The organism is Agrococcus sp. AC640b (assembly GCF_979255995.1).
The window spans coordinates 102,287-124,956 of record NZ_CEEDMM010000005.1 but is presented as its reverse complement, the minus strand read 5'-3'; the positions used below and the strand labels follow the sequence as shown (position 1 = coordinate 124,956).

Here is a 22,670-nt window from a genome sequence, read left to right as displayed (position 1 = left end):
CCATCCCCCAGCACCCCATCCCCCAGCTCTCGGTCGCCGACGCGTTCGCGGCCCGCGACGCGGGTGCGACGCTGCTCGACGTGCGCGAGCCCGCCGAGACCGCGCTCGGCACGATCGACGGCTCGGTGCTCGTGCCGCTCCAGGCGCTGCTCGACGATCCGACGTCCGCAGGCTCCGGCCCGTTCGTCGTCGTCTGCCAGCGCGGCGCTCGCGCGCTGCGAGCCGCCGAGGCGATGCGCGGCGCCGGCATCGAGGCATCCGTCCTCGCGGGCGGCATCGCGTCGCTCCCCGAGCACTCCGGCGGACGTGCCGCAGCGGGACCCCGGTGAGCGGCATGCGCAGCGTCGAGGCGCATCTCGCGACGGTGCTCGCCGCCGTCGATCCGCTCGGCACCCGCACGGTGGCGCTCGACGACGCGCACGGGCTCGTGCTGCGCGAGCCCGTGCTCGCCGCGCTCGACATCCCTGCGTTCGACAACTCGGCGATGGACGGGTTCGCCGTGCGCTTCGCCGACGTCGCGTCCGCGAGCCCGGCGTCGCCCGTGACGCTCGCCGTCGTCGCCGACCTCCCCGCGGGGTCCCCCGACGATCCTCGGCTGCGCCCCGGCGAGGCCGCGCGCATCATGACGGGCGCCGCGGTGCCCGCCGACGCCGACGCGATCGTGCCGTTCGAGGACACGCGCGGCGGCCTCGACGACTCGCTCGAGACCGCGGTCGTGCTGGCAGCGCCGCGTGCGAGGGGCGTGTTCGTGCGTCGCGGCGGGCAGGATGCCACGGCGGGCGACGCGGTGCTGCCAGCCGGCACGCGCCTGGGCGCGCTGCAGCGCTCGGCGATCGCCGCGTGCGGCGTCGCCGAGGTGGTCGTGTCGCAGCGGCCGCGCGTCGCGGTCGTCTCGACGGGCTCCGAGCTCGTCGCGCCCGGCACGCCGGTGCGACGCGGGCAGATCCCCGACTCCAACGGCACGCTGCTGGCGGCGCTCGCCCTCGACGCGGGTGCGACGATCGTGCATCGCGGCCGCGTCGACGACGAGGGGCCCGCGCTCGTCGCGCTGCTCGCATCGCTCGCGAGCGCCGCCGACGTCGTCATCCTGTCCGGCGGGGTCAGCGCGGGCGCGTACGAGGTCGTGCGCGTCGAGCTCGCCGACAGCATGGCGTTCGTGCGCGTCGCGATGCAGCCGGGCAAGCCGCAGGGCTTCGGCAGGCTCGCGGGCGGTCCGCTGCTGTTCGGGCTGCCTGGCAACCCCGTGAGCTCCGCCGTCTCGTTCGAGACGTTCGTGCGGCCGGCGCTGCTGGCGATGCAGGGCGCTGCCGACCTCGCGAGGCCCCTCGCGCGCATGCCCGCCGCCGCAGCCTGGACGACGCCGCCGGGCCGGCGCCAGTACCTCCCGGCCGTCGTCGACCGCACCGACCCCGCGCGGTGGACGGTCGCGCCCGCGACGGCAGGCGGCTCGGGCTCGCATCTCGCGGGCGGCCTCGGCCGCGCGGAGGCGTACGCGATCGTGCCCGCCGACGTCGCCGCCGTCGAGGCCGGCGACCTCGTCGATGTCATGCTGATCGCATGAGCCTCACCCACCTGGATGCCGCAGGCAACGCGCGCATGGTCGACGTCACCGCGAAGCAGCCCACGGTGCGTGCGGCGACGGCGCGCGGCTTCGTGCGGTGCTCGCCGGAGGTGGTCGCGACGCTGCGCGACGGCACGGCGCCGAAGGGCGACGTGCTCGCCGTCGCGCGCATCGCCGGCATCCAGGCCGCGAAGCACACGCCGCTGCTGCTGCCGCTCGCCCACGTCATCGGCGTGCACGGGGCCGTGGTCGACCTCGAGGTCGTCGACGAGGGCGTCGAGGTCGTCGCGACCGTGCGCACCGCCGACCGCACGGGCGTCGAGATGGAGGCGCTCACGGCCGTGTCGGTCGCTGCCCTCGCGATCGTCGACATGGTGAAGGGCATGGATCGCGGCACGTCGATCGAGCACGTGCGCATCACCGCGAAGGAGGGTGGGCGCTCCGGCGCCTGGACGCGCGACGAGGGCACCGCCTGATGGCGCGCGTGCGCTACTTCGCCGCCGCCGAGGAGCTCGCGGGCCTCGCGATCGAGCAGCGGCCGGAGGTCTCGCTCGTCGCGCTGCGCGCTGCGCTCGCCGCCGAGCGCCCCGGGCTCGGCGCCATCCTGCCGCGCTGCGCCGTGCTCGTCGACGGCGCGCGCCGTCGACGTGCTGCCGCCCTTCGCCGGCGGCTGCGCGCGCCCGCCCCGCGGCGCGCCGGGCTCAGCCGCCGAGGCCCTTCCACGCCGTCGTCCCGTCCGCCTCGACCTGGCGCTTCCACACCGGCAGGTCGGTCTTGATCGTCTCGATGACGTCGCGGCACACGTCGAACGCCTCAGCGCGGTGGGGCGACGAGACGGCGATCACGACGGCGGCGTCGCCGACGGCGAGCCTGCCGATGCGGTGGCTCACGGCGACCCGAGCGCTCGTGCCGGCCACGGCGCGCTCGGCGAGCGCACGCAGCGCCGCCTCGGCGTCGGGATGCGACGTGTACTCGAGCGCGACGACGGCGCCCGCCGCGTCGGGATCGTGGTCGCGCACGCGGCCGACGAACGACGTCACGGCCCCCGCCGAGGCGTCCTCGACCGCGTCGAGGTGCGCTGCGACGTCGAGCGGCGCGTCGACGACGCGGGCGATCGCGACGGCGGTCACGGGTGGTCGGCGCCGTCGAGCTGCCGCACGACGTGCCCGGCGACGGACGCGACGACGGGCATGCCGGTCGTCACGGCGTTCGGCGAGCCGGGCAGGTTGACCACGAGCGCACCCTGCGCGATGCCCGAGCGACCGCGCGAGAGCATGCCCTGCGGCAGCTCGGCGGTGCCGAGCCGCCGCAGCTCCTCTGCGATGCCGGGCACGTCGTGCTCGATGACGCGCGCGGTGCCCTCCGGCGTCTCGTCGCGCGGCGCGACCCCCGTGCCGCCCGTCGTGACGACGACGCGCGCACCCCGGGCGATCGCGGCGCGCAGCGCCGCCTCGACGCTGTCGGCGCCGTCGGGCACGATCGTCGCGTCGTCGCACGCGAATCCCGCGTCGCGCAGCGCGGCGACGGCGATGGGTCCGCCAGCGTCGTGGCGCTCGCCCCCTGCGGAGCGGTCGGAGACGGTGATGACGGCAGCGAGCGGCGACATGGCCACAGACTAGGCCAGCACGCAGGCGCGGCCTCGCGGTGGACGCGCGCCGGCGGCACGTGCGGCCGCGGCATGCGCGTGCGAGCGGCGCGTCACGACGAGACGGTGATGGCCGGCTCGTGCAGGCCCGTCGAGCCGTCGGGGGCGATCGACGCGCGCTCCTCGACCTGCGTGCGGCCCTCCTTGTCGACGGCGCGGCACGCGATGACGTGCGACCCCGGCGTCGCATCCCACTCGAGGAGCCACTGCACCCACATGTCGTCGCCCACCGCCTCCGAGAGCGTCGCGGTCTGCCATTCGCCGTCATCGATGCGCACCTCGACGCGCTCGATGCCGACGGTCTGCGCCCAGGCCATCCCGGCGATCGCGACGGCGCCGGGCGCCACGGTCGAGCCGACGCGCGGGGTGTCGACGCGCGACGAGAGCTTGATGGGCGCCTCCGCGCTGTAGCCGCGCGGCGTCCAGTACGCCTCGTCGTCTGCGAACGTCGTGACCGTCAGCTCGGTGACCCACTTCGTCGCCGAGACGTAGCCGTAGAGGCCGGGCACGACCATGCGCACGGGGAAGCCGTGCTCGAGCGGCAGCGGCTCGCCGTTCATGCCCACGGCGAGGATGGCGTCGAGGCCCTCGTCGGTGAGCGACGCGAGCGGGGTGCTCGCGGTGAAGCCGTCGACGCTCGTCGACAGCACCATGTCGGCACCCGCCTGCGGACCCGCCATCGCGAGGACGTCGCGGATCGGCAGGCCGAGCCACGTCGCGGTGCCCACGAGCCCGCCGCCCACCTCGTTCGACACGCACGTGAGCGTGATGGCGTACTCGTCGAGGCCCATCTCGAGCAGGTCCTGGAAGCCGAGCTCGACGCGCCGGTCGACCATGCCGTCGACGACGAGGCTCCAGCTCGCGGGGTCGACGGCGGGCACCGTGAGCGCCGTGTCGACGCGGTAGAACTCGTCGTTGGGCGTGAAGAGCGGCGAGAGCCCGGGGACGTCGAGCTCGGCGCCCGCCGGGATCGGCACCGTCGAGCCGGCGGCCGGCAGCCGCAGCGCGTCGCGGATGGCCTCGACGGACGACCTGGCCATCGTGACGGTGCGCGCGCCGACGCCCGCGACGATCGCCACGAGGCTCGTGACGCCCGTGAGCACGAGGAAGCGCCGACGATCGACGCCGCCCGCCGACGCCCTGGGCGCATGACCCGCGGTGTCGGCAGCCGCGCCGCGGCCGAACCCGGCGGTCGCGCGCCAGCCGCGCAGGCGACGCGCGAGCATGACGAGGATCACGGCGGCCGCGAGCGTGCCGGCGAGCGACGGCAGGAAGGCGAGGGGCTCGGCCCCGGTGCGCGTCACGGTCGCGGCGATCGCGAGGGCGCCCGCGACGCCGAGGATGACGACGCCCAGCGGCGGGCGCAGCAGCTGCAGGACGCCTGCGAGCGCCGAGGCGAGCACGACGGCGAGCCCGAGGCTGCCCAGCAGCACGACCTTGTCCGCCTCGCCGAACGCCGCGATCGCGAGCTCCTTGACGGGCTGCGGCACGACGTCGACCACGAACGCGCCGACCGCTGGGATCGGGCTCGCGGTCGCGCTCGCGAGCAGCGCGACCACCTCGGCGACCGCGAGGAGGGCCGCGCCGCTCACGACGCCGGCGAGTCCCGCCCACAGGAGGAAGCGCCTGCCGTCGAGCCTGCTGTCGGGCCTGCTGCGCGTGGCCATGGTCTCCTGCTCGCTGTCGTCGACGATGGACTCCTGCGGAGTTCGGAGCGACCTCCGGGATCGGATGCGGGCGCGCGTCAGCCCGCTGCGGCGGCGCGCGCCTCGGGCTCGGCCTCGTCGACCCAGCGACGCGTCGACAGCCAGTTGCCGACCGCCCTCGTGCCGAACGCGAGCACGAGGAACATCACCAGCATGAGCAGGCACAGCAGTGCGACGCCGCCGTACCCGCCAGACGCTGCGGGGTTGAAGAACGGATACGGGTAGAAGCCGGTGATCGCGCCGCGCACGACCGCGACGATCGCGTAGACGGCAGGCCAGATCATCCACCACCCGACGACGCGCAGCGGCAGGCGCCTGCGCGGCGGCCAGAGGATCCAGTCGACGATGCCGAGCACGGGCAGCAGGAAGTGCATGATGCCGTTGACCCATGGCAGCAGGTCGCCCAGGTCTGCGTCGCGCAGCAGCGTGTTGAAGACGATGCCGACGAAGGCGATGTACACGACGATGCCGCCGCGGATCGCGACGTCGGTCGAGCTCGGATCGCGTCTGCCGTTGATGAGCCGCACGGCGCTCACGACGAACACGACGCTGATCATGATGTTCGACAGGTTCGTGAAGTACGAGAAGAAGTTGAGGACGCTGTACCCGGCGGGGATGTGCACCGCGAAGAGCTGGTACAGCATCGCGAACATCGAGAGGGTCGCGCCCGCGAGGCGGAGCACGATCGCAGCGGTGCGGGAGGTCATGGGTGCACGATAGCCGCGCCGGACGTCCGACGCGTCCCGCGACGACGGCGTGTGCGTCACAGGCTCGCGAGCACGGCCGTCACGGCGAGCGCCGGGCCTCAGAGCGCGCGGTCTCGTGCGATGCGCTGGAACGCGAGCGCGGAGTCCTTGAGCGTGCGCTGCTGCGTCTCGTAGTCGACGCGCACGAGCCCGAAGCGCTTGTGGTAGCCCCACGCCCACTCGTAGTTGTCGAGCATCGACCAGTAGAAGTAGCCCTCGACGGGCACGCCTGCGTCGATCGCGTCGAGCACGGCGCCCACGTGCGCCTCGAGGAACGCGACGCGGTCGGCATCGTGCACCGCGCCGTCCTCGGCGACGACGTCGTCGTAGGCGGCGCCGTTCTCGGTGACCCACAGGTCGACCATCGCGGGCCCCGCGTACTCCTCGTGCACGCGCTGCAGCAGCCGCGTGAGCCCCTCGGGCTGCACCTCCCAGCCCATCGCCGTCACCGGCAGTCCGCGCGGATGCATCTCCACGCCGTCGGCGGCCGGGTAGGGCGAGGAGATGGTGCGCGACGTCGGCGCGTCCTGCTGCAGCGGCACGGCCGGCGGCTCGAACGAGACGGCGTCGCCGTGGTAGTAGTTCACGCCCAGCACGTCGATGGGGGCCGAGATCGAGCCGAGGTCGTTCGGCTGGATCGCGTCGGCGAGCCCCAGGTGCCCGACGTCGGCCAGCAGGTCCTCCGGGTACTCGCCGCGGAAGATCGGATCGAGGAAGAAGCGGTTGAACTGCCCGTCGATGCGCCGCGCGGCATCGACGTCGCGCTCGTCCTCCGGGTCGACGGGATCGGCGACCGTGAGGTTCAGCGTGATGCCGACCCAGGCATCCGGGGCGTACCCGCGCACGACGTCGACGCCGAGGCCGTGCGCGAGCAGCAGGTGATGGCCGGCGACGAGGCCGTCGCGCACGCTCTGCCTGCCGGGGGCGTGCGCTCCCGCGGTGTACGACAGGAACGACGAGCACCACGGCTCGTTGAGCGTCGTGATGGTCGGCACGCGGTCGCCGATCGCCTCGACGACGCTCGTCGCGTACTCGACGAACCGGTCGACGGTCTCGCGCGACGTCCACCCGCCCTTCGCCTCGAGCGCCTGCGGCAGGTCCCAGTGGTACAGCGTGAGCCACGGCTCGATGCCCTGCTCCAGCAGCTCGTCGACGAGCCGCCGGTAGAAGTCGAGGCCCTCCTCGTTGACGTCGCCGCCATCCGGCCGCACCCGCGACCAGCTCGTCGAGAACCGGTACGACTGCACGCCCATCTCGGCCATGAGCCGCACGTCGTCCGGGTAGCGGTGGTAGTGGTCGCACGCGACCGCGCCGTCGTGGCCGTCGACGACCGCGCCGGGCACGCGCGCGAAGGCATCCCAGATCGAGTCGGTCCGTCCGCCCTCGTGGGCGGCGCCCTCGATCTGGTAGGCCGCCGTGGCGACGCCGAGCGTGAAGTTCGAGGGAAGCTGACGCACGCGCACAGGCTACCGACCTATCGTGGTCGATGAGCATCGCGATCGGCGCGACACGCTCGTCGAGACCTCAGGAGCACCGGTTGCACGTGAGCACCAGCCCGTCGGCAGGACGTCGGATCGCAGGCGTCGGCATCGTCGCCGTCTTCGTCGGCCTCATCGTCGCGTGCGTGCCTGCGCCCGTCGTCGCCCCGTCGGACCCCGACATCCCGAACGCATCGTCGACGCCCGCGTTCCCGAACCTCACGAACCCCCCGACGACGGCGGGCCCCAGCGTGCCCCCGACGCCGACGACCGCGCCGGGCGACTTCGCCTACGGCGACACGATCGTCATCCACACCGACCAGGGCACGACGTGGGAGATCACGCCGCTGCAGTCGACCGATCCCGCCGACTCCATCGTCCAGGCGAACGGCTACCAGCCGACGCAGGGCAGCCGAGCCGTGATCCTCGAGCTCACGATCCGCAACGTCGGGGTCGTCACGACCCACCCGTACTACGACATGGCCTTCGCGTACCAGCCCGACAACGCGCCCAGGTACGACCAGAACTCGGGCGCCCTCATCGCAGCGCCCGACGACCTCGGCTACTACGCGGAGATCGCCGTCGGCGACTCGGTGACGGCCGAGATCGTCGTGCAGGTGCCCGAGAACGCCCCGCAGGGCTCGTGGGTCATCGGCGACGGCACGAGCGAGTACCGCTTCCGCTGACGACCGGCGCGTCGAGCACCCGCGCGCGTCAGCGCTGGCAGCCCGGGCACCAGTACAGCTTGCGCTGCTGCATGACCTCGAGCGCCACCGTCGTGCCGCAGCGCAGGCACGGCAGGCCCTCGCGCTTGTAGACCCAGTGCCGATCGGCCCGGCTCGCCATCGCCGCCTCGAGGCGCTTGCCGCGCAGCCGATCGATCGTGAGCATCTGCCCCGTCTCGACGCCGATGCGCAGCAGGCGCACCCAGTCCCTCCACAGGCCCTCGAGCTCGTCCTGCGTGAGCGTCGCCCCCGTGCGGTGGGGCGAGATGCGCGCGCGGAACAGCAGCTCGGCCCGGTACACGTTGCCGATGCCCGCGACGACCGTCTGATCCATGAGCAGCTGCCCGATGGGCTGCCGCGATCGGCCGGCTCGCGCGACGAAGCGTCGCTGCGCCGCCGCCTTCGTCTCGAAGAGCGCCTCGGGGTCGGGGCCGAGACGCTCGGCGACCGCCTCGACCTCGCCGGGCTCGAGCACCTCGCACACCGTCGGGCCGCGCAGGTCGGCGACGGCGGAGCCCGTGAGGATGCGCACGCGCACCGCGCCGACGGGCTCCGGCGGGAAGTCGGTGCCTGCGAGCGTCGACTCCGCCTCGCCCATCCGCAGCCGCGCCAGCCGCGGCGCGCCGATCGACGCGAGCGACTCCTCGAAGGCGCCGTCCGCGACGGTGCCGCGCATGCCGGTCTGGCCGGCGCGGCCGCCTGCGGAGCGCAGCGTGGCGTCCTCGGAGATGCGCCCCGCGAAGTCCCACGCGCCGTAGATGCCGAGGTGCACGTGCAGCCAGCGGCCGTCGAAGTCGAGCAGCAGATGCTTGCCGATCGCCCGCGACGCCGTCATCGTGCGACCGTCGAGCGACGCGGCGCCGTCGGCGAAGCGGCCCTGCGGCGACGACAGCGCGCACGCGTCGCCGACGAAGTTCGCGCCGAACTGCCTGGCGATGCGGTGGACGGAGTGGCCCTCGGGCATCGGTCAGTCGAGCAGGCCGGCGATGCGACCGGTCGTCTCGTACTCGGCGAGCTGCGCGATGCGACGCGCGTGCCGCTCGACGCCGGGGAACGGCGTGGCGAGGAACCGGTCGATGAGCGCGAGCATCTCGGCCTCGTCGTGCTGGCGCGCACCGATCGCGATGACGTTCGCATCGTTGTGCTCGCGGGCGAGCTCGGCGGTCGCCGCGCTCCACACGAGCGCTGCGCGCACGCCCTCGACCTTGTTCGCCGCGATCTGCTCGCCGTTGCCGGAGCCGCCGAAGACGACGCCGAGGGCCTCGACGCCCGCACGCTGGTCGACGACGACCGCGCGAGCGGCCGCGATGCAGAACGACGGGTAGTCGTCCTCTGCGTCGAACGCGGTCGGGCCGTGATCGACGACCTCGTGGCCGGCGGCCTCGAGGTGCGCCACGAGCGTCGTCGAATAGGCGAAGCCCGCGTGGTCGGTGGCGACGTGGACCCTCATGCCGTGCTGCCCGCGTCGCCCGCCGTGCCGCTCGTCGACGAGCCGTCGTCGAAGATCGGGTCGCGCGTGCGGCTGCGCTTGAGCTCGAAGAAGCCATCGACGCTCGCGGCCGCGACGATGCCGTCGAACAGGCGCAGCGCAGCCTCGCCCGTCGGCGCGGGGCTCACGACGGGGCCGAAGAACGCGACGCCGTCGACCGACACGACCGGCGTGCCCACGTCGTCGCCGACGAGGTCGATCGCCTCGGCGTGGCTCGCCCGCAGCTGCGCGTCGTACGCGTCGGTCTCGGTCGCGAGCGCAGCGTCGAGCCCGACCTCGTCGAGCGCCTCCGCGACGATCGCGTCGAGGTCGCGCCTGCCACCGGGGTGGATGCGACCGCCGAGCGCGTCGTACAGCGGCTTGACGGCGGCGGCGCCCGCGGTCTCCTGCACCGCGATCGCGAGCCTCGTGAGGCGCAGCGACCGCGGCATGAGCCGCGCGTAGGCCTCCGGGAGGTCTCGGCCCTCGTTGAGCACCGAGAGGGACATGACGCGCCAGTCGACGTCGAATCCTCGCGTGTCGGCCACCTCGCCGAGCCACCGCGACGTCATCCACGCCCACGGGCAGGTCGGATCGAACCACATGCGTACCTGAGTCACGCAAGCCAGCGTAGCCGCGCGACTACGCTGGGGAGACGCCCACGAACGATGTCAGGAGCGAGCGTGCCCGGAGAGAACCTCACCCGCCAGGAGGCCCAGGAGCGCGCAGCGCTCGTCGACGTGCAGTCGTACGACGTGGCTCTCGACCTCACGACCGGCGACGAGGTGTTCCGGTCGACGACGACCGTGCGCTTCTCGGCCCACGTGCCGGGCGCCTCGACGTTCATCGACCACATCGCACGCGACGTGCACCAGGTGGTGCTCAACGGCGTCGAGCTCGACGTGTCGTCGGTCGTCGACGGTCCGCGCATCCTGCTCGACGACCTCGCGGCCGAGAACGAGCTCACCGTCGTCTCCGACGCCCTCTACGTCAACACCGGCGAGGGCCTGCACCGCTTCGTCGACCCCGTCGACGGCGAGGTCTACCTGTACTCGCAGTTCGAGGTGCCCGACTCCAGGCGCGTCTTCACGGTCTTCGAGCAGCCCGACCTCAAGGCGACGTTCCGCTTCACGGTCACCGCGCCCGCGCGGTGGCAGGTCGTGTCGAACCAGCCCACGCCCGAGCCGACGATCGACGGCGACGCCGGCACGTGGCGCTTCGGTGAGACGCCGCGCATCTCGTCGTACATCACCGCCCTCGTCGCAGGCCCGTACTGGGTCACGCGCGACTCGCTCACGAGCTCGTCCGGCACCGAGATCCCGCTTGGCATCTTCTGCCGCGCCTCGCTCGCGGAGCACATGGACGCCGACGCGATCTTCGCCACGACGAAGGCGGGCTTCGCGTTCTACGAGGAGCAGTTCCAGACGCCGTACCCGTTCGACAAGTACGACCAGCTCTTCGTGCCCGAGTTCAACGCGGGCGCCATGGAGAACGCCGGCTGCGTCACGTTCACCGAGGCGTACGTGTTCCGCTCGAAGGTCACCGACGCCGTCCGCGAGCGTCGCGTCGTCACGATCCTCCACGAGCTCGCCCACATGTGGTTCGGCGACCTCGTGACGATGCGCTGGTGGAACGACCTGTGGCTCAACGAGTCGTTCGCCGAGTGGGCGTCGACGCTCGCCACGGCCGAGGCCACCGAGTGGACCCACGCGTGGACGACGTTCCAGGCGATGGAGAAGACCTGGGCGTACCGCCAGGACCAGCTGCCCTCGACGCATCCGATCGTCGCCGAGATCCGCGACCTCGAGGACGTGCAGGTCAACTTCGACGGCATCACGTACGCCAAGGGCGGCTCGGTGCTGAAGCAGCTCGTGGCATGGGTGGGCATCGAGGCGTTCATGCGCGGGCTCGCCGCGTACTTCCGGAAGCACGCCTACGGCAACACGGAGCTGTCGGACCTCCTCGTCGAGCTCGAGGCCGCGAGCGGCCGCGAGCTGTCGGGTTGGGCGGCGCAGTGGCTCGAGACGGCGGGCGTCAACACGCTGCGCCCGGAGATCGAGACGACGCAGGACGGCATCGTCACGTCGTTCGCGATCACGCAGACCGCGACGGCCGACTACCCGACGCTGCGACCGCACCGGATCGCCGTGGGCTTCTACGACGAGCACAAGGGGCAGCTGCAGCGCATCCATCGCGTCGAGCTCGACATCGACGGGGCGTCGACGACGGTGCCGCAGCTCGTCGGCCACCAGCGCCCCGCGCTCGTGCTCGTCAACGACGACGATCTCGCGTACGCGAAGATCCGCCTCGACGAGCGCTCGTCGAAGGTCGCGCTCGAACGGCTCTCGCGCATCGAGGACCCGCTCGCACGCGCCCTCGTGTGGGGTGCGGCCTGGGATGCCACGCGCGACGGCGAGACGCCTGCGAGCGACTACGTCGAGCTCGTGCTCGCGAACATCGGCGCGGAGACGGAGTCGACGACCGTGCGCCTCGCCCTCGCGCAGCTCGCGCAGGCCGTGCGAACGTTCGTCGCGCCCGAGCGCCGGGCCGGCATGATCGAGACGACCGGCGACCGCCTGTGGCAGCTCGCGAAGGATGCGAAGGCAGGCTCCGACCTGCAGCTGCAGCTCGTGCAGGCCTTCGCGGGCCTCGCATCGTCGCCGAGCCACGTCGCCACGCTGCAGCGCCTGCTCGACGGATCCGCGCCGCTCAAGGGCCTCGAGGTCGACGCCGACCTGCGCTGGCAGATCCTCGACGGCGTCGTGCTGAACGGTGCGGCGGGCGACGCGGAGATCGACGCGCTGCTCGAGACCGACGACACCGCGACGGGCAGGCAGTTCGCAGCCCGCGCGCGGGCGACGATCCCGACGGCGGAGGCGAAGGAGCGGGCGTTCGCGTCCGTCGCCGACGAGGCAGGCGCATCGAACCTCATCGTGCGCTACACGGCGATGGGCCTGCAGCACGTCAACGACCCCGCCGACCTCGCGACGCTGATCGACCGCTACCACGCGGCGCTCGTGCCGATCTGGGAGTCGCGCACGTACCAGATCGCCGAGGGCCTCGTCGTGGGCCTCTACCCGTCGGTCGTCGCGAGCGACGAGCTCGCGACCGCGACGCGCCGCTGGCTCGAGACGAACCCCGACGTGCCTGCGCTGCGCCGCCTCGTGGGCGAGCAGCTCGCAGGCGTCGAGCGTGCGCTGCGCGTGCAGGAGCGAGACCGGCAGCGCTGATGGGAGACGCGACGACCCTCGACGAGTGGCTGCGGGCCACCCTGGGCTGGTGGTTCCAGCCCGTCGCGATCCTCGTCGTGCTGCTCATCGCGCCGCTCGTGTGGTGGGGCGTGCGCACCGTGATCGATCGGGTCGTGCGCAACGTCGTCTCCGGGGCGAAGCGCAAGGCCTCGGTCGCCGACACCGAGGCGCTGCAGCGCTCGCCGCTCTACCACGTGCGCATCGTGCAGCGCACGAAGGCGATGGGCGGCGTGCTGCGCACGGTCGCGGCGTGGCTCATCGTCATCGTGACGCTCATCACGATCCTGTCGCTGCTGGGCATCTCCGGCTCCGCCCTCATCACGGCGGCCGGCCTCTTCGCCGCCGCGCTCGGCATCGGCGCGCAGAACGTCGTGAAGGACGTGCTCACGGGCCTGCTCATGGTGCTCGAGGATCAGCTGGGCATCGGCGACATCGTCGACCTCGGGATGGCGACGGGCGTCGTCGAGCAGGTGGGCATCCGCGTCACGCAGGTGCGCGACGTCAACGGCACCCTCTGGTACGTGCGCAACGGCGAGGTGAATCGCGTCGGCAACATGTCGCAGGGCTGGGCACGCGTCGTCGTCGACCTCGGCGTGCCCTACGCGTCGGACGTCGACGGCGTGCAGGAGCGCATCCTGCACACCGCGCGCGAGCTCGCGCACGAGCCCAAGTGGGCGACGCGCGTCATCGGCGACCCCGAGCTGTGGGGCATCGAGTCGGTGTCGGACGACGTCATCGTCGTGCGCGTGACGATGAAGGTGCGCACGCAGTCGCGCGACGACGTCGCCCGCGAGCTGCGCGGACGCCTCGCTCGCGACCTCAAGGCCGCAGGCATCGCGCTGCCGTCGCTCGAGCAGGTGGTGCTCGAGGGCATGGATGGTGCTGCGAGCGTCTCCGGTGCCCGGCCGCCTCGCACCGCAGAGCTGCCGAGGCAGGATCCATGACGACGACGTTCTACGAGCAGGTCGGCGGCCGCGAGTTCTTCGAGCGCCTCGTCGACGCCTTCTACGAGGGCGTCTGGACCGACGACGTGCTGCGGCCCATGTACCCGCAGGACGATCTGCGCGGCGCGAAGGAGCGGCTCACCGGCTTCCTCGAGCAGTACTGGGGAGGGCCGGGCACGTACTCGCAGGAGCGCGGCCACCCGAGGCTGCGCATGCGGCATCAGCCGTTCCCGATCGGCCCGGAGGCGCGCGACCGATGGCTGCACCACATGCTCGCCGCCGTCGACGTCGCAGCACCCCCGCCGCTGCTGCGCGCCGAGCTCGTCGACTACCTCGAGCGCGCAGCGCACGCGATGGTGAACCGCAACCCGGCGTTCCGCGCCGACCCGCCGACCCTGTAGGAGCCCTTCGATGCCGCAGGCCCATCCGACGCAGCAGCACGCCGACGTGCTCGTGATCGGGGCGGGCCTCGCCGGCCTCGTCGCCGCCCGCGAGGCCGTCCGCGCCGGGCGCACCGTCACGATCGTCGACCAGGAGCCCGCCGCCTCCTTCGGCGGGCAGGCGTGGTGGTCGTTCGGCGGCCTCTTCCTCGTCGACACCCCCGAGCAGCGCCGCTTCGGCATCCGCGACTCGCTCGAGCTCGCCCGCGCCGACTGGCACCGCACGGCAGGGTTCGAGGCGACGGGCGACGAGTGGGGCAGGCAGTGGGCCGACGCGTTCTGCGAGTTCGCAGCCGGCGAGGCTCGCGACTGGCTGCGAGGCCTCGGGGTGCGCATCTTCCCCGTGCTCGGTCATGCCGAGCGCGGCGACGGCACGCGCGGCAACTCCGTGCCCCGCTTCCACATCGTGTGGGGATCGGGACCCGGCGTCGTCGCCCCCTTCACGCGCGCGGTCCGCGAGGGCGTCGAGGCGGGCCTCGTGACGATCCGCATGCGGCATCGCGTCGACGAGCTCGTCGTCGAGGGCGGCCGCGTCACCGGTGCGCGCGGCGCCGTGCTCGCACCCGACGTCGCCGTGCGCGGCGAGTCGTCGAGCCGCGACGTCGTCGGCGCGTTCGAGGTCGCCGCCGACCACGTCGTCGTCGCCACCGGCGGCACGGGCGGGTCGATCGACGCCGTCGCACGCGACTGGCCGGCTCGGCTGGGCGCCATGCCCGCCACCGGGCTCGCGGGCGTGCCCGCGCACGTCGACGGCCGCGGGCTCGACGTCGCGGCGGCCGCTGGCGCCCGCGTCGTGCACCGCGACCGCATGTGGCACTACACCGAGGGCCTCGCGAACTGGGATCCCGTGTGGCCGAACCACGGCATCCGGATCCTGCCCGGCCCGTCGAGCCTGTGGATCGACTCGCGCGGCGACCGGCTCCCCGCGCCGTGCTACCCAGGCTTCGACACGCTCGCGACGCTCGAGCACCTGCGCCGCGGCGGTCACGAGCACTCGTGGTTCGTGCTCACGAGCACGATCCTGCGCAAGGAGATCGCCCTGTCGGGCTCGGAGCAGAACCCCGACTTCACGGACCGCAGCCTCGCGCTCGTGCTCGACCGCATCCGGCACGGCTCGCAGGGCGTGCAGGGCTTCCTGCACCACGGCGAGGACGTCGTGGTCGCCCCGACCCTGACCGAGCTCGTCGAGGGCATGCGGGCGCTCGAGCCGGACCTCGACGCCGAACGGGTGCGCGCCGCCGTCGCCGAGCGCGACGCCGCGATCGACCACCCGGACTCCGATCCGCAGATCGCAGCGATCCACCGTGCACGCGAGCTGGCTGGCGAGCGCATCCTGCGCACCGCCGCCCCGCACCGCCTGCTCGACGAGCGCCACGCGCCGCTCGTGGCGTTCCGCCTGCGCACGCTGACACGCAAGTCGCTCGGCGGCATCCTCACCGACCTCGATGCCCGCGTGCTCGGCGCCGACGGCCCCATCCCCGGGCTGTACGCCGTCGGCGAGGCTGCGGGCTTCGGCGGCGGCGGCGTGCACGGGTACCGCTCGCTCGAGGGCACGTTCCTCGGCGGCTGCCTGCACTCGGGGCTGCGCGCCGGGCGCGCGATCGTCAGGTGATGCGCGGCAGGGCGTCGCCCGCGTAGGCGAGCAGCACGTCGACGTAGCGGGCCGGGTCGCGGTGCGTCGTCTCGTCGACGAGCAGCGTCGAGCCCGACCGCGCCGCCCAGCCGGACGCGAGCGGCAACGTCACGATCTCCGAGAGCCCCGACTGCCACGCGAGCACGGTCGCCGCGACGTCGCGCCGCTCGGGGTGCTCGTGCAGCGGACCCGTCGGCCGCTCCGACGGCATGCGCCGCATCCACTGCTCGAGCGCATCGCGATCGATGCCGATCTGCGCCAGACGCCTGCCGTCGAGCGCGAGGCCCCGCACGTGGCCGTCGGGCAGCCCCGTGACGGCGACGGCATCGCGCCACGTCGTGAGCGCGACGCGCGAGGCGTCGACGGGGCGCTCGCCGACGACGACGCCCACCGGCGGCGGATCGAGCGACGGGATGCCGAGGTCGATGCGCCACGCCTCCGCGACGGCGAGCGCCGTGAGCATGCCGGAGGTGGCGCGCGCGACGCGCAGCACCATGTCGTGCGGCCACGGGCTCGTCGGGTCGGGCGCCTCCGAGCGCATCAGCGCACCAGCACGTCGCCGAGGCGCGTCGACGCGCGGGTCCACGCACCCACGCCCGTGACCTGCACCGCGTCGTCACCGAGGAAGCCGAGCCCCTCGAGCGCCGCGCACTGCCCGAGCGTGAGCGGATGCCCGTCGAGACCCTGCCCCCACACCGCTCGGCGCACGCGACGCACCACCGCGTCGCCCGGGCTCGCCGGCAGCTCACGCTCGACCCGAGCCGCCGCAGCGCTCGCCCCGAGCCGCACCTCGTCCGCCGACACCTCGCCGAGCGGCTGCCAGCCGCCGCGCGGCGCCGACAGCGACGCCCACGCAGGCAGCGTCGCGGCGGCGGGCACGTCGAGATCCGCACCCTCGGCGAGCGCATCCATCACGGCATCCGCGGGCACGACGGCGTCGAACTCGGCCGCCTCGCGCATGCGCACGACCCGCACGCCCAGGATCGTCGGCCCCGCGTCGAGCAGGCCGCTCGACACCGTGAGCGGCACCGTCACCAGCACGACGTCGCCGTGTGCCGTGAGCCGCACCGACGTCTCGCCGAATCGGCCGGCACGTCCCAGGAGCGTCCGCACGTCCGCGCGCGCGCGATCGTCGACCGCGAGGAGGGATGGCATGCCCCCAGGGTACGCCGCACAGCGCCGCGCGACCACGCATCCGGGGCGGCAGCGCGACGCTCGCTGGCTAGGCTGGAGCCCGTGAGTGGAGCCGACCGAGACCAGACCCCGCCCCCGCCGCCGTCCGACCCGATGGCGCTGCTGCGCGACACGCTCGACCTCGTCGACACCCATGCGCGCACGAGCGAGGACATCTTCACCGGACCGAGCCACTGGATGCCGCTCGGCCGCGTCTACGGCGGCCAGGTCATGGCGCAGGCCGTGGTCGCCGCGCAGCGCACCGTCGCCGACGAGCGCAGCATCCACTCGGTGCACGGCTACTTCCTGCGTCCAGGCGACGTCGCCAAGCCCATCACGTTCTCGGTCGACCGCATCCACGACGGTCGCTCGTTCGCCACGCGCCGCACGCAGGCATACCAAGGTGGCGTGCCGATCCTGTCGATGATCGCGTCGTTCCAGGACGATGACGAGGGCGCCGAGAGCCAGTCGCCCATGCCGGAGGGCATGCCGGACCCCGAGTCGCTGCCGTCGGCCGCCGAGCTGCTCGGCGGCATCGACCACCCCGTGGCGCAGCACTGGTCGCGCGGCCGTCCCTTCGACCTGCGCCACGTCGAGGGCCCCCTCTACCTCCACGACCGCGACCGGCCCCGCTCGGGCACGCAGCACGTGTGGATCCGCGCCGTCGGCGAGCTCGGCGGCGGCGACGCCCTGCACCGTGCAGCGCTCGCGTACCTGTCGGACTACGCGATCCTCGAGCCCGTCCTGCGGCTCCACGGCTACGCATGGTCGTCGCGCGACATCAAGGTCGCGAGCCTCGACCACGCCGTGTGGTGGCACCGGCCCGCCCGCGTCGACGAGTGGCTGCTGCTGAGCCTCGAGGTGTCGTCGACCGGTGGCGGCCGTGGGCTCACGCTCGCGCGCATCCACGCACAGGACGGCACCCACGTCGCGACCGTCGCCCAGGAGGGCATGGTGCGCCTGCCCGTCGAGGGCTGAGCCGTGCCCGTCGACCCCATCGACCCGGCGGTCGCGACCGCGACGATCACCGCGGCGCTGCCGATGCGCACCGAACGGCTGCTGCTGCGCCGCTTCTCCCCCGCGGACCTCGACGCGTTCCGCGCGTACCAGACCGATCCCGGCACGGCGCTGCACCTGTGGCGGCCCATGCTCACCGAGGAGCGGATGATGGCGCGCATGCACGAGACGCCGACCTTCGCGACCGACGGCGACGCGTACGGCATCGCGATCGAGGCAGGCGGTGCGCTCGCGGGCGAGACGGTCGTGAAGCTGGTCGACGCGGCGGGCAGGCAGGCCGAGATCGGCTGGATCCTCGCTCCCGAGCATCGCGGTCGCGGCTACGCCGTCGAGGCGGGCCGTGCCGCCCTCGAGCTCGCGTGGTCGATCGGCGCCCACCGGGTCGTCGCGATCCTCGACCACGACAACCAGGCGTCCGCGCGCGTCGCGGCGCGCCTGGGCATGCGACGCGAGGCCGTGCAGCTCGACGACGGGGTGAACCCTGCGACCGGCGAGTACGGCTCGAGCGAGACGTGGGCGATCCTCGAGCACGAGCGCTGACGCTCGCCGCGGCTCAGTTCTGCGGGAAGCCCAGGTTGAGGCCGCCGTGGCTCGGGTCGAGCCAGCGGCTCGTCACGACCTTCTCGCGCGTGAAGAACTGGTAGCCGTGCGGGCCGTACGCCTTGCCCTGCCCGAAGATCGACGACTTCCACCCACCGAACGAGAAGTAGCCGACGGGAACGGGGATCGGCACGTTCACGCCGACCATGCCCACCTCGACCTCGTGCTGGAACCGCCTCGCCGCACCGCCGTCGTTCGTGAAGATCGCCGTGCCGTTGCCGTACGGGTTCGCGGCGATGAGCGCCACGCCCTCCTCGTACGTCGCGACGCGCACGACCGACAGCACGGGGCCGAAGATCTCGTCGCGATAGACGGCGGAGTCGGTCGTGACGTGGTCGACGAGGGTCGGCCCGAGCCAGAACCCGCCGGGCTCGCCGTCGACCTCCACGTCACGGCCGTCGGTCACGAGCGTCGCCCCGTCGGCGACGGCCACGTCGAGATAGCCTGCGACCTTGTCGCGGTGCACCTGCGTGATGAGCGGCCCCATGTCGCAGGCGCGACGGCCGTCGCCCGTGCGGATGCCCGCCATCTTCGAGCGGATGCGCTCGACGAGCTCGTCGGCGATCGACTCGACCGCGACGACGACCGAGATCGCCATGCACCGCTCCCCCGCCGATCCGAACCCCGCGTTGACGGCGGCGTCGGCCGTGACGTCGAGGTCGGCGTCGGGCAGCACGAGCATGTGGTTCTTCGCGCCGCCGAGCGCCTGCACGCGCTTGCCGGCCTTCGAGGCCGTCTCGTACACGTACTGGGCGATGGGCGTCGACCCGACGAACGAGATCGCCGCGACGTCGTCGTGCGTCAGCAGCGCATCGACCGCCTCCTTGTCGCCGTGCACGACGTTGAAGACGCCGTCCGGCAGCCCCGCCTCCCGATACAGCTCGGCGATGAGCACCGCGGCGGAGGGATCCTTCTCGCTCGGCTTCAGCACGACGGCGTTGCCGGCCGCGATCGCCACGGGCGCGAACCAGAGCGGCACCATCGCGGGGAAGTTGAACGGCGAGATGATGCCGACGACGCCGAGCGGCTGGCGGAACGAGTACACGTCGACGCCCGTCGACACGCTCTCGGTGTACTCGCCCTTCGTGAGCAGCGGGAAGGCGGTCGCGAGCTCGACGACCTCGAGGCCGCGAGCGACCTCGCCGAGCGCGTCGGAGACGACCTTGCCGTGCTCGCTCGTGATGAGCTCGGCGATCTGCTGCCTGCGGGCGGCGACGAGCTCGCGGAAGGCGAACATGATCTGCTGCCGCCTCGCCACCGACGTCTCGGCCCACCCCGCGGCCGCCTCCTTCGCGATCGCGACGGCCTCGCCGAGCTCGTCGGCGGTCGCGAGCGGCACCTCGCGGATCTGCCGCCCGAGCGCCGGGTCGAACACCGGCGCCGTGCGCCCCTGCGTCACGATGCGACGCTCGCCGCCGATCCAGTGCGGGATGGGCTCGATCGTCGTCGCCTGAGCGGCGTCTGGCAGGGCGGTCTGGCTCATCGTCGATCCTTCCGTCGGTGCTCGCCAGCGTAGCGGCGCGCACCCACCAGGCGTCAGCGTCGCGGGCGAGCGCGGCTGCCCGGAGCCGTCAGCGCCGGAAGACGAGCGGCTCGCCCACGAAGGGCGCCCACGCGGAGCGCTCGTCGTCGGTGAGCCTGCGCGGCCGGCCCGAGTCGACGTCGACCATCACGAACGTCGACGCGGCCCGCACGGCGAGCACGCCTGCCGGCTCGTCGCGCACCTCGTAGCAGAGCTCGACGCTCGAGCCGCCGATGCGCGAGAACCACATCTCGACCTCGAGCGGCGCGCGCCGATACGGCACGGGAGCGAGGTACTCGACGTGGTGGCTCGCGATCAACGTGAGCATGCCGGCGTCGAGGCCCGGATCGAGGATCGCCGTCGCGGGCGCATCCTCGTCGCCCGTGCGGAAGAACGCGCGCACGCGCGCCTCCTCGAGGATCGTGAGCATCGTCGAGTTGTTGACGTGCTGGAAGGCGTCCTGGTCGCGCCAACGCATCGGCACGGCGACGCGCATGCGCGCGCCGACGACGTCGCCCGCCGTGCCAGCCACGATCAGTCGCGCGTGAGCTTGCGGTACGTCGACCGGTGCGGCTTGGCGGCGTCGACGCCGAGACGCTCGATCTTGTTCGCCTCGTACGCCTCGTAGTTGCCCTCGAACCAGTGCCAGTTCGACGGGTCCTCGTCGGTGCCCTCGTACGCGAGGATGTGCGTCGCGGTGCGGTCGAGGAACCAGCGATCGTGCGTGACGACGACGGCGCAGCCCGGGAACTCCAGCAGCGCGTTCTCGAGGCTGCCGAGCGTCTCGACGTCGAGGTCGTTCGTCGGCTCGTCGAGCAGCAGCAGGTTGCCGCCCTGCTTGAGGGTGAGCGCCAGGTTGAGGCGGTTGCGCTCGCCACCGGAGAGCACGCCCGCCTTCTTCTGCTGGTCGGGCCCCTTGAACCCGAAGCGCGAGACGTAGGCGCGGCTGGGGATCTCGGTGCCGCCGACCTGGATGTAGTCGAGGCCGTCGGAGACGACCTCCCACAGCGTCTTCTGCGGATCGAGGTTCGTGCGTCCCTGGTCGACGTACGAGATCTTCACGGTCTCGCCGATCTTCAGGTCGCCGCCGTCGAGCGGCTCGAGGCCGACGATGGTCTTGAACAGCGTCGACTTGCCGACGCCGTTCGGGCCGATGACCCCGACGATGCCGTTGCGAGGCAGCGTGAACGACAGCCCGTCGATGAGCACGCGGTCGTCGAAGCCCTTGTGCAGATCCTTCGCCTCGAGCACGACCGATCCCAGTCGCGGACCCGCGGGGATCTGGATCTCCTCGAAGTCGAGCTTCTTCGTGCGCTCCGCCTCGGCGGCCATCTCCTCGTAGCGCGCCAGGCGCGCCTTCGACTTGACCTGCCGGCCCTTGGCGTTCGAGCGCACCCACTCGAGCTCCTCGGTGAGGCGCTTGGCGAGCTTCGCGTCCTTCTTGCCCTGCACCTGCAGGCGCTCCTGCTTCTTCTCGAGGTAGGTCGAGTAGTTGCCCTCGTAGGGGTAGAGGCGACCGCGGTCGACCTCGCAGATCCAGGTCGCGACGTGGTCGAGGAAGTACCGGTCGTGCGTGACGGCCATGACGGCGCCCGGGTACTTCGCGAGGTGCTGCTCGAGCCACTGCACGCTCTCGGCGTCGAGGTGGTTCGTCGGCTCGTCGAGCAGCAGCAGGTCGGGCTTCTCGAGCAGCAGCCTGCACAGCGCGACGCGGCGGCGCTCGCCGCCGGAGAGGTTCGTGATCGCCCAGTCGCCCGGAGGGCAGCGCAGGGCGTCCATCGCCTGCTCGAGCTGCGAGTCGAGATCCCACGCGTCGGCGGCGTCGATCTCCTCCTGCAGCGTGCCCATCTCGGTCATGAGCGCATCGAAGTCGGCGTCGGGGTTCGCCATCTCGGCGGAGATCTCGGTGAAGCGCTCGATCTTGCCGCGCATCTCGCCGAACGCGTCCTGCACGTTCTCGAGCACGGTCTTCGTCTCGTCGAGCTCGGGCTCCTGCATGAGGATGCCGACCGAGAAGCCCGGCGAGAGCCTCGCCTCGCCGTTCGAGGGCTGGTCGAGGCCGGCGATGATCTTGAGGATCGTCGACTTTCCCGCACCGTTCGGACCCACGACGCCGATCTTCGCGCCCGGCAGGATCGCCGTGGTCACGTCGTCGAGGATCACCTTGTCGCCCACAGTCTTGCGGGCGCGCACCATCGAATAGATGTACTCGGCCATGCCCCGAGTCTACGGGGGACTACGGGGCGTACGGTGCCACGAGGCACGAGCCGGTGCCGAGCACCGGCACGACGACGCTCGAGGGGGCGCCGGCTCCGACCTGCCCGAGCAGGCACTCGCCCTCGACACGCACGGCGATCGTCATGAGCGCGACGGGCTCGCCCTGCTGGTCGACGTCGTCGCTGCGCTCGATCGCGGCAGCGTCGAACCCGGCGGCGACGAGCGCTGCGACGACGCCGTCGCCGTCCGGCGCTCCCGCGACGTCGTTCGCCGCGAGCACGTCGGCGAACTGCGGCAGCAGCGCCTCGGCGGGCGTCGGCTCCTGCGTCGAGGTCGACTCGCCGGTCGGCGTGGCGCTCGGCGACGGGGCTGGTGCGTCGTCTGCGGTGCAGCCGACGAGCGCGATCGCGCAGGCGATCCCGGTCGCGAGCAGTGCTGCCTGGCGGCGCATCGCGCTCCCCTCGTGCGTGGGTCGCGACGCGCGACCCGCGCCAGCCTATCGAGCGCGAGCGGGCCCGGGCCGTGGGGGGGGGGGGGGGGGGGG

Annotated in this window: 24 protein-coding genes; 10 read left to right on the top strand and 14 right to left on the bottom strand. The window is 72.9% G+C overall.

The window, feature by feature from the left end; all coding sequences use genetic code 11:
* The 3 genes from ACZ6H8_RS03640 to moaC all read left to right on the top strand — a co-directional run.
* Positions 1-329 (top strand): rhodanese-like domain-containing protein (locus ACZ6H8_RS03640; RefSeq protein WP_464144525.1); only part of this gene is annotated, 329 nt, incomplete at its 5' end.
* 5 nt (positions 330-334) lie between these two features.
* On the top strand, positions 335-1,561 hold the full coding sequence (locus ACZ6H8_RS03635; protein WP_464144531.1) for a molybdopterin molybdotransferase MoeA: 1,227 nt from the start codon (positions 335-337) through the stop codon (positions 1,559-1,561).
* A complete protein-coding gene (gene moaC / locus ACZ6H8_RS03630; protein WP_464144524.1) occupies positions 1,558-2,037 on the top strand; it encodes a cyclic pyranopterin monophosphate synthase MoaC in 480 nt (159 codons plus the stop codon). The genes ACZ6H8_RS03635 and moaC overlap by 4 nt, the downstream gene beginning before the upstream one ends.
* Before the next feature lie 225 nt (positions 2,038-2,262).
* Here the strand turns inward: moaC and ACZ6H8_RS03625 are convergent, their stop codons facing one another.
* The 5 genes from ACZ6H8_RS03625 to ACZ6H8_RS03605 all read right to left on the bottom strand — a co-directional run bounded on the left by ACZ6H8_RS03625 (position 2,263) and on the right by ACZ6H8_RS03605 (position 7,115).
* Complete coding sequence (locus tag ACZ6H8_RS03625; RefSeq protein ID WP_464144523.1) at positions 2,263-2,691, bottom strand: molybdenum cofactor biosynthesis protein MoaE; 429 nt, start codon at positions 2,689-2,691, stop codon at positions 2,263-2,265.
* Positions 2,688-3,167: a MogA/MoaB family molybdenum cofactor biosynthesis protein gene (locus ACZ6H8_RS03620; protein ID WP_464144522.1), complete on the bottom strand. Its 480-nt coding sequence runs from the start codon at positions 3,165-3,167 to the stop codon at positions 2,688-2,690. The genes ACZ6H8_RS03625 and ACZ6H8_RS03620 overlap by 4 nt, the downstream gene beginning before the upstream one ends.
* 92 nt (positions 3,168-3,259) lie before the next feature.
* Positions 3,260-4,873 (bottom strand): molybdopterin-dependent oxidoreductase, encoded by a 1,614-nt coding sequence (locus tag ACZ6H8_RS03615; protein ID WP_464144521.1) that lies wholly within the window; start codon positions 4,871-4,873, stop codon positions 3,260-3,262.
* A 77-nt stretch (positions 4,874-4,950) separates the two neighbouring features.
* A complete protein-coding gene (locus tag ACZ6H8_RS03610; protein ID WP_464144520.1) occupies positions 4,951-5,619 on the bottom strand; it encodes a Pr6Pr family membrane protein in 669 nt (222 codons plus the stop codon).
* A gap of 98 nt (positions 5,620-5,717) precedes the next feature.
* Positions 5,718-7,115, bottom strand: a complete 1,398-nt coding sequence (locus ACZ6H8_RS03605) for a GH1 family beta-glucosidase (RefSeq protein WP_464144519.1) — start codon at positions 7,113-7,115, stop codon at positions 5,718-5,720.
* An 86-nt stretch (positions 7,116-7,201) separates the two neighbouring features.
* Here ACZ6H8_RS03605 and ACZ6H8_RS03600 point away from each other — a divergent pair, with 86 nt between their 5' ends.
* Positions 7,202-7,822, top strand: coding sequence for a hypothetical protein (locus ACZ6H8_RS03600; protein ID WP_464144518.1), 621 nt, complete (start codon positions 7,202-7,204; stop codon positions 7,820-7,822).
* A gap of 28 nt (positions 7,823-7,850) precedes the next feature.
* Here ACZ6H8_RS03600 and ACZ6H8_RS03595 read toward each other — a convergent pair whose 3' ends face one another.
* The 3 genes from ACZ6H8_RS03595 to ACZ6H8_RS03585 are packed head-to-tail and all read right to left on the bottom strand — an operon-like array spanning position 7,851 to position 9,934.
* Positions 7,851-8,825 carry an Fpg/Nei family DNA glycosylase gene (locus ACZ6H8_RS03595; RefSeq protein WP_464144517.1) on the bottom strand — a complete coding sequence of 325 codons (975 nt, stop codon included), beginning with the start codon at positions 8,823-8,825 and terminating at the stop codon, positions 7,851-7,853.
* 3 nt (positions 8,826-8,828) lie between these two features.
* On the bottom strand, positions 8,829-9,311 hold the full coding sequence (locus ACZ6H8_RS03590) for a ribose-5-phosphate isomerase (protein WP_464144516.1): 483 nt from the start codon (positions 9,309-9,311) through the stop codon (positions 8,829-8,831).
* On the bottom strand, positions 9,308-9,934 hold the full coding sequence (locus ACZ6H8_RS03585) for a mycothiol-dependent nitroreductase Rv2466c family protein (protein WP_464144530.1): 627 nt from the start codon (positions 9,932-9,934) through the stop codon (positions 9,308-9,310). Before ACZ6H8_RS03585 ends, ACZ6H8_RS03590 begins: the two co-directional genes overlap by 4 nt.
* 78 nt (positions 9,935-10,012) lie before the next feature.
* Here ACZ6H8_RS03585 and pepN point away from each other — a divergent pair, with 78 nt between their 5' ends.
* Genes pepN through ACZ6H8_RS03565 form a run of 4 tightly spaced genes read left to right on the top strand, consistent with a single transcriptional unit; the run spans position 10,013 to position 15,576 of the window.
* Positions 10,013-12,559, top strand: a complete 2,547-nt coding sequence (gene pepN, locus ACZ6H8_RS03580; RefSeq protein WP_464144515.1) for an aminopeptidase N — start codon at positions 10,013-10,015, stop codon at positions 12,557-12,559.
* On the top strand, positions 12,559-13,524 hold the full coding sequence (locus ACZ6H8_RS03575; RefSeq protein ID WP_464144514.1) for a mechanosensitive ion channel family protein: 966 nt from the start codon (positions 12,559-12,561) through the stop codon (positions 13,522-13,524). Before pepN ends, ACZ6H8_RS03575 begins: the two co-directional genes overlap by 1 nt.
* Positions 13,521-13,925, top strand: a complete 405-nt coding sequence (locus tag ACZ6H8_RS03570; RefSeq protein WP_464144513.1) for a globin — start codon at positions 13,521-13,523, stop codon at positions 13,923-13,925. Before ACZ6H8_RS03575 ends, ACZ6H8_RS03570 begins: the two co-directional genes overlap by 4 nt.
* 10 nt (positions 13,926-13,935) lie before the next feature.
* Positions 13,936-15,576, top strand: a complete 1,641-nt coding sequence (locus ACZ6H8_RS03565) for an FAD-binding dehydrogenase (protein WP_464144512.1) — start codon at positions 13,936-13,938, stop codon at positions 15,574-15,576.
* Here the strand turns inward: ACZ6H8_RS03565 and ACZ6H8_RS03560 are convergent.
* Both ACZ6H8_RS03560 and ACZ6H8_RS03555 read right to left on the bottom strand, forming a co-directional pair.
* A complete protein-coding gene (locus ACZ6H8_RS03560) occupies positions 15,569-16,138 on the bottom strand; it encodes a hypothetical protein (RefSeq protein WP_464144511.1) in 570 nt (189 codons plus the stop codon). The two genes, ACZ6H8_RS03565 and ACZ6H8_RS03560, sit on opposite strands and share 8 nt — an antisense overlap.
* Positions 16,138-16,752, bottom strand: a complete 615-nt coding sequence (locus ACZ6H8_RS03555) for a DUF8185 domain-containing protein (protein WP_464144510.1) — start codon at positions 16,750-16,752, stop codon at positions 16,138-16,140. The genes ACZ6H8_RS03560 and ACZ6H8_RS03555 overlap by 1 nt, the downstream gene beginning before the upstream one ends.
* Before the next feature lie 132 nt (positions 16,753-16,884).
* On the opposite strand from ACZ6H8_RS03555, the gene ACZ6H8_RS03550 reads away from it, so the two are divergent.
* Together ACZ6H8_RS03550 and ACZ6H8_RS03545 are read left to right on the top strand one after the other, a co-directional pair.
* Positions 16,885-17,748: an acyl-CoA thioesterase gene (locus ACZ6H8_RS03550; protein ID WP_464144529.1), complete on the top strand. Its 864-nt coding sequence runs from the start codon at positions 16,885-16,887 to the stop codon at positions 17,746-17,748.
* A gap of 3 nt (positions 17,749-17,751) precedes the next feature.
* On the top strand, positions 17,752-18,327 hold the full coding sequence (locus ACZ6H8_RS03545) for a GNAT family N-acetyltransferase (RefSeq protein ID WP_464144509.1): 576 nt from the start codon (positions 17,752-17,754) through the stop codon (positions 18,325-18,327).
* A 13-nt stretch (positions 18,328-18,340) separates the two neighbouring features.
* Here the strand turns inward: ACZ6H8_RS03545 and ACZ6H8_RS03540 are convergent, their stop codons facing one another.
* The 4 genes from ACZ6H8_RS03540 to ACZ6H8_RS03525 form a co-directional block, all read right to left on the bottom strand.
* Entirely contained in the window at positions 18,341-19,870 is a 1,530-nt protein-coding gene (locus ACZ6H8_RS03540) for a CoA-acylating methylmalonate-semialdehyde dehydrogenase (RefSeq protein WP_464144508.1), read from the bottom strand.
* 88 nt (positions 19,871-19,958) lie between these two features.
* On the bottom strand, positions 19,959-20,441 hold the full coding sequence (locus ACZ6H8_RS03535) for an acyl-CoA thioesterase (protein ID WP_464144507.1): 483 nt from the start codon (positions 20,439-20,441) through the stop codon (positions 19,959-19,961).
* Between the two features lie 2 nt (positions 20,442-20,443).
* The gene (gene ettA / locus ACZ6H8_RS03530; protein WP_464144506.1) at positions 20,444-22,126 is read right to left on the bottom strand and encodes an energy-dependent translational throttle protein EttA; all 1,683 of its coding nucleotides are present in this window, start codon (positions 22,124-22,126) and stop codon (positions 20,444-20,446) included.
* A 19-nt stretch (positions 22,127-22,145) separates the two neighbouring features.
* Entirely contained in the window at positions 22,146-22,577 is a 432-nt protein-coding gene (locus ACZ6H8_RS03525; protein WP_464144505.1) for a DUF6993 domain-containing protein, read from the bottom strand.
* Positions 22,578-22,670 lie beyond the last annotated feature (93 nt).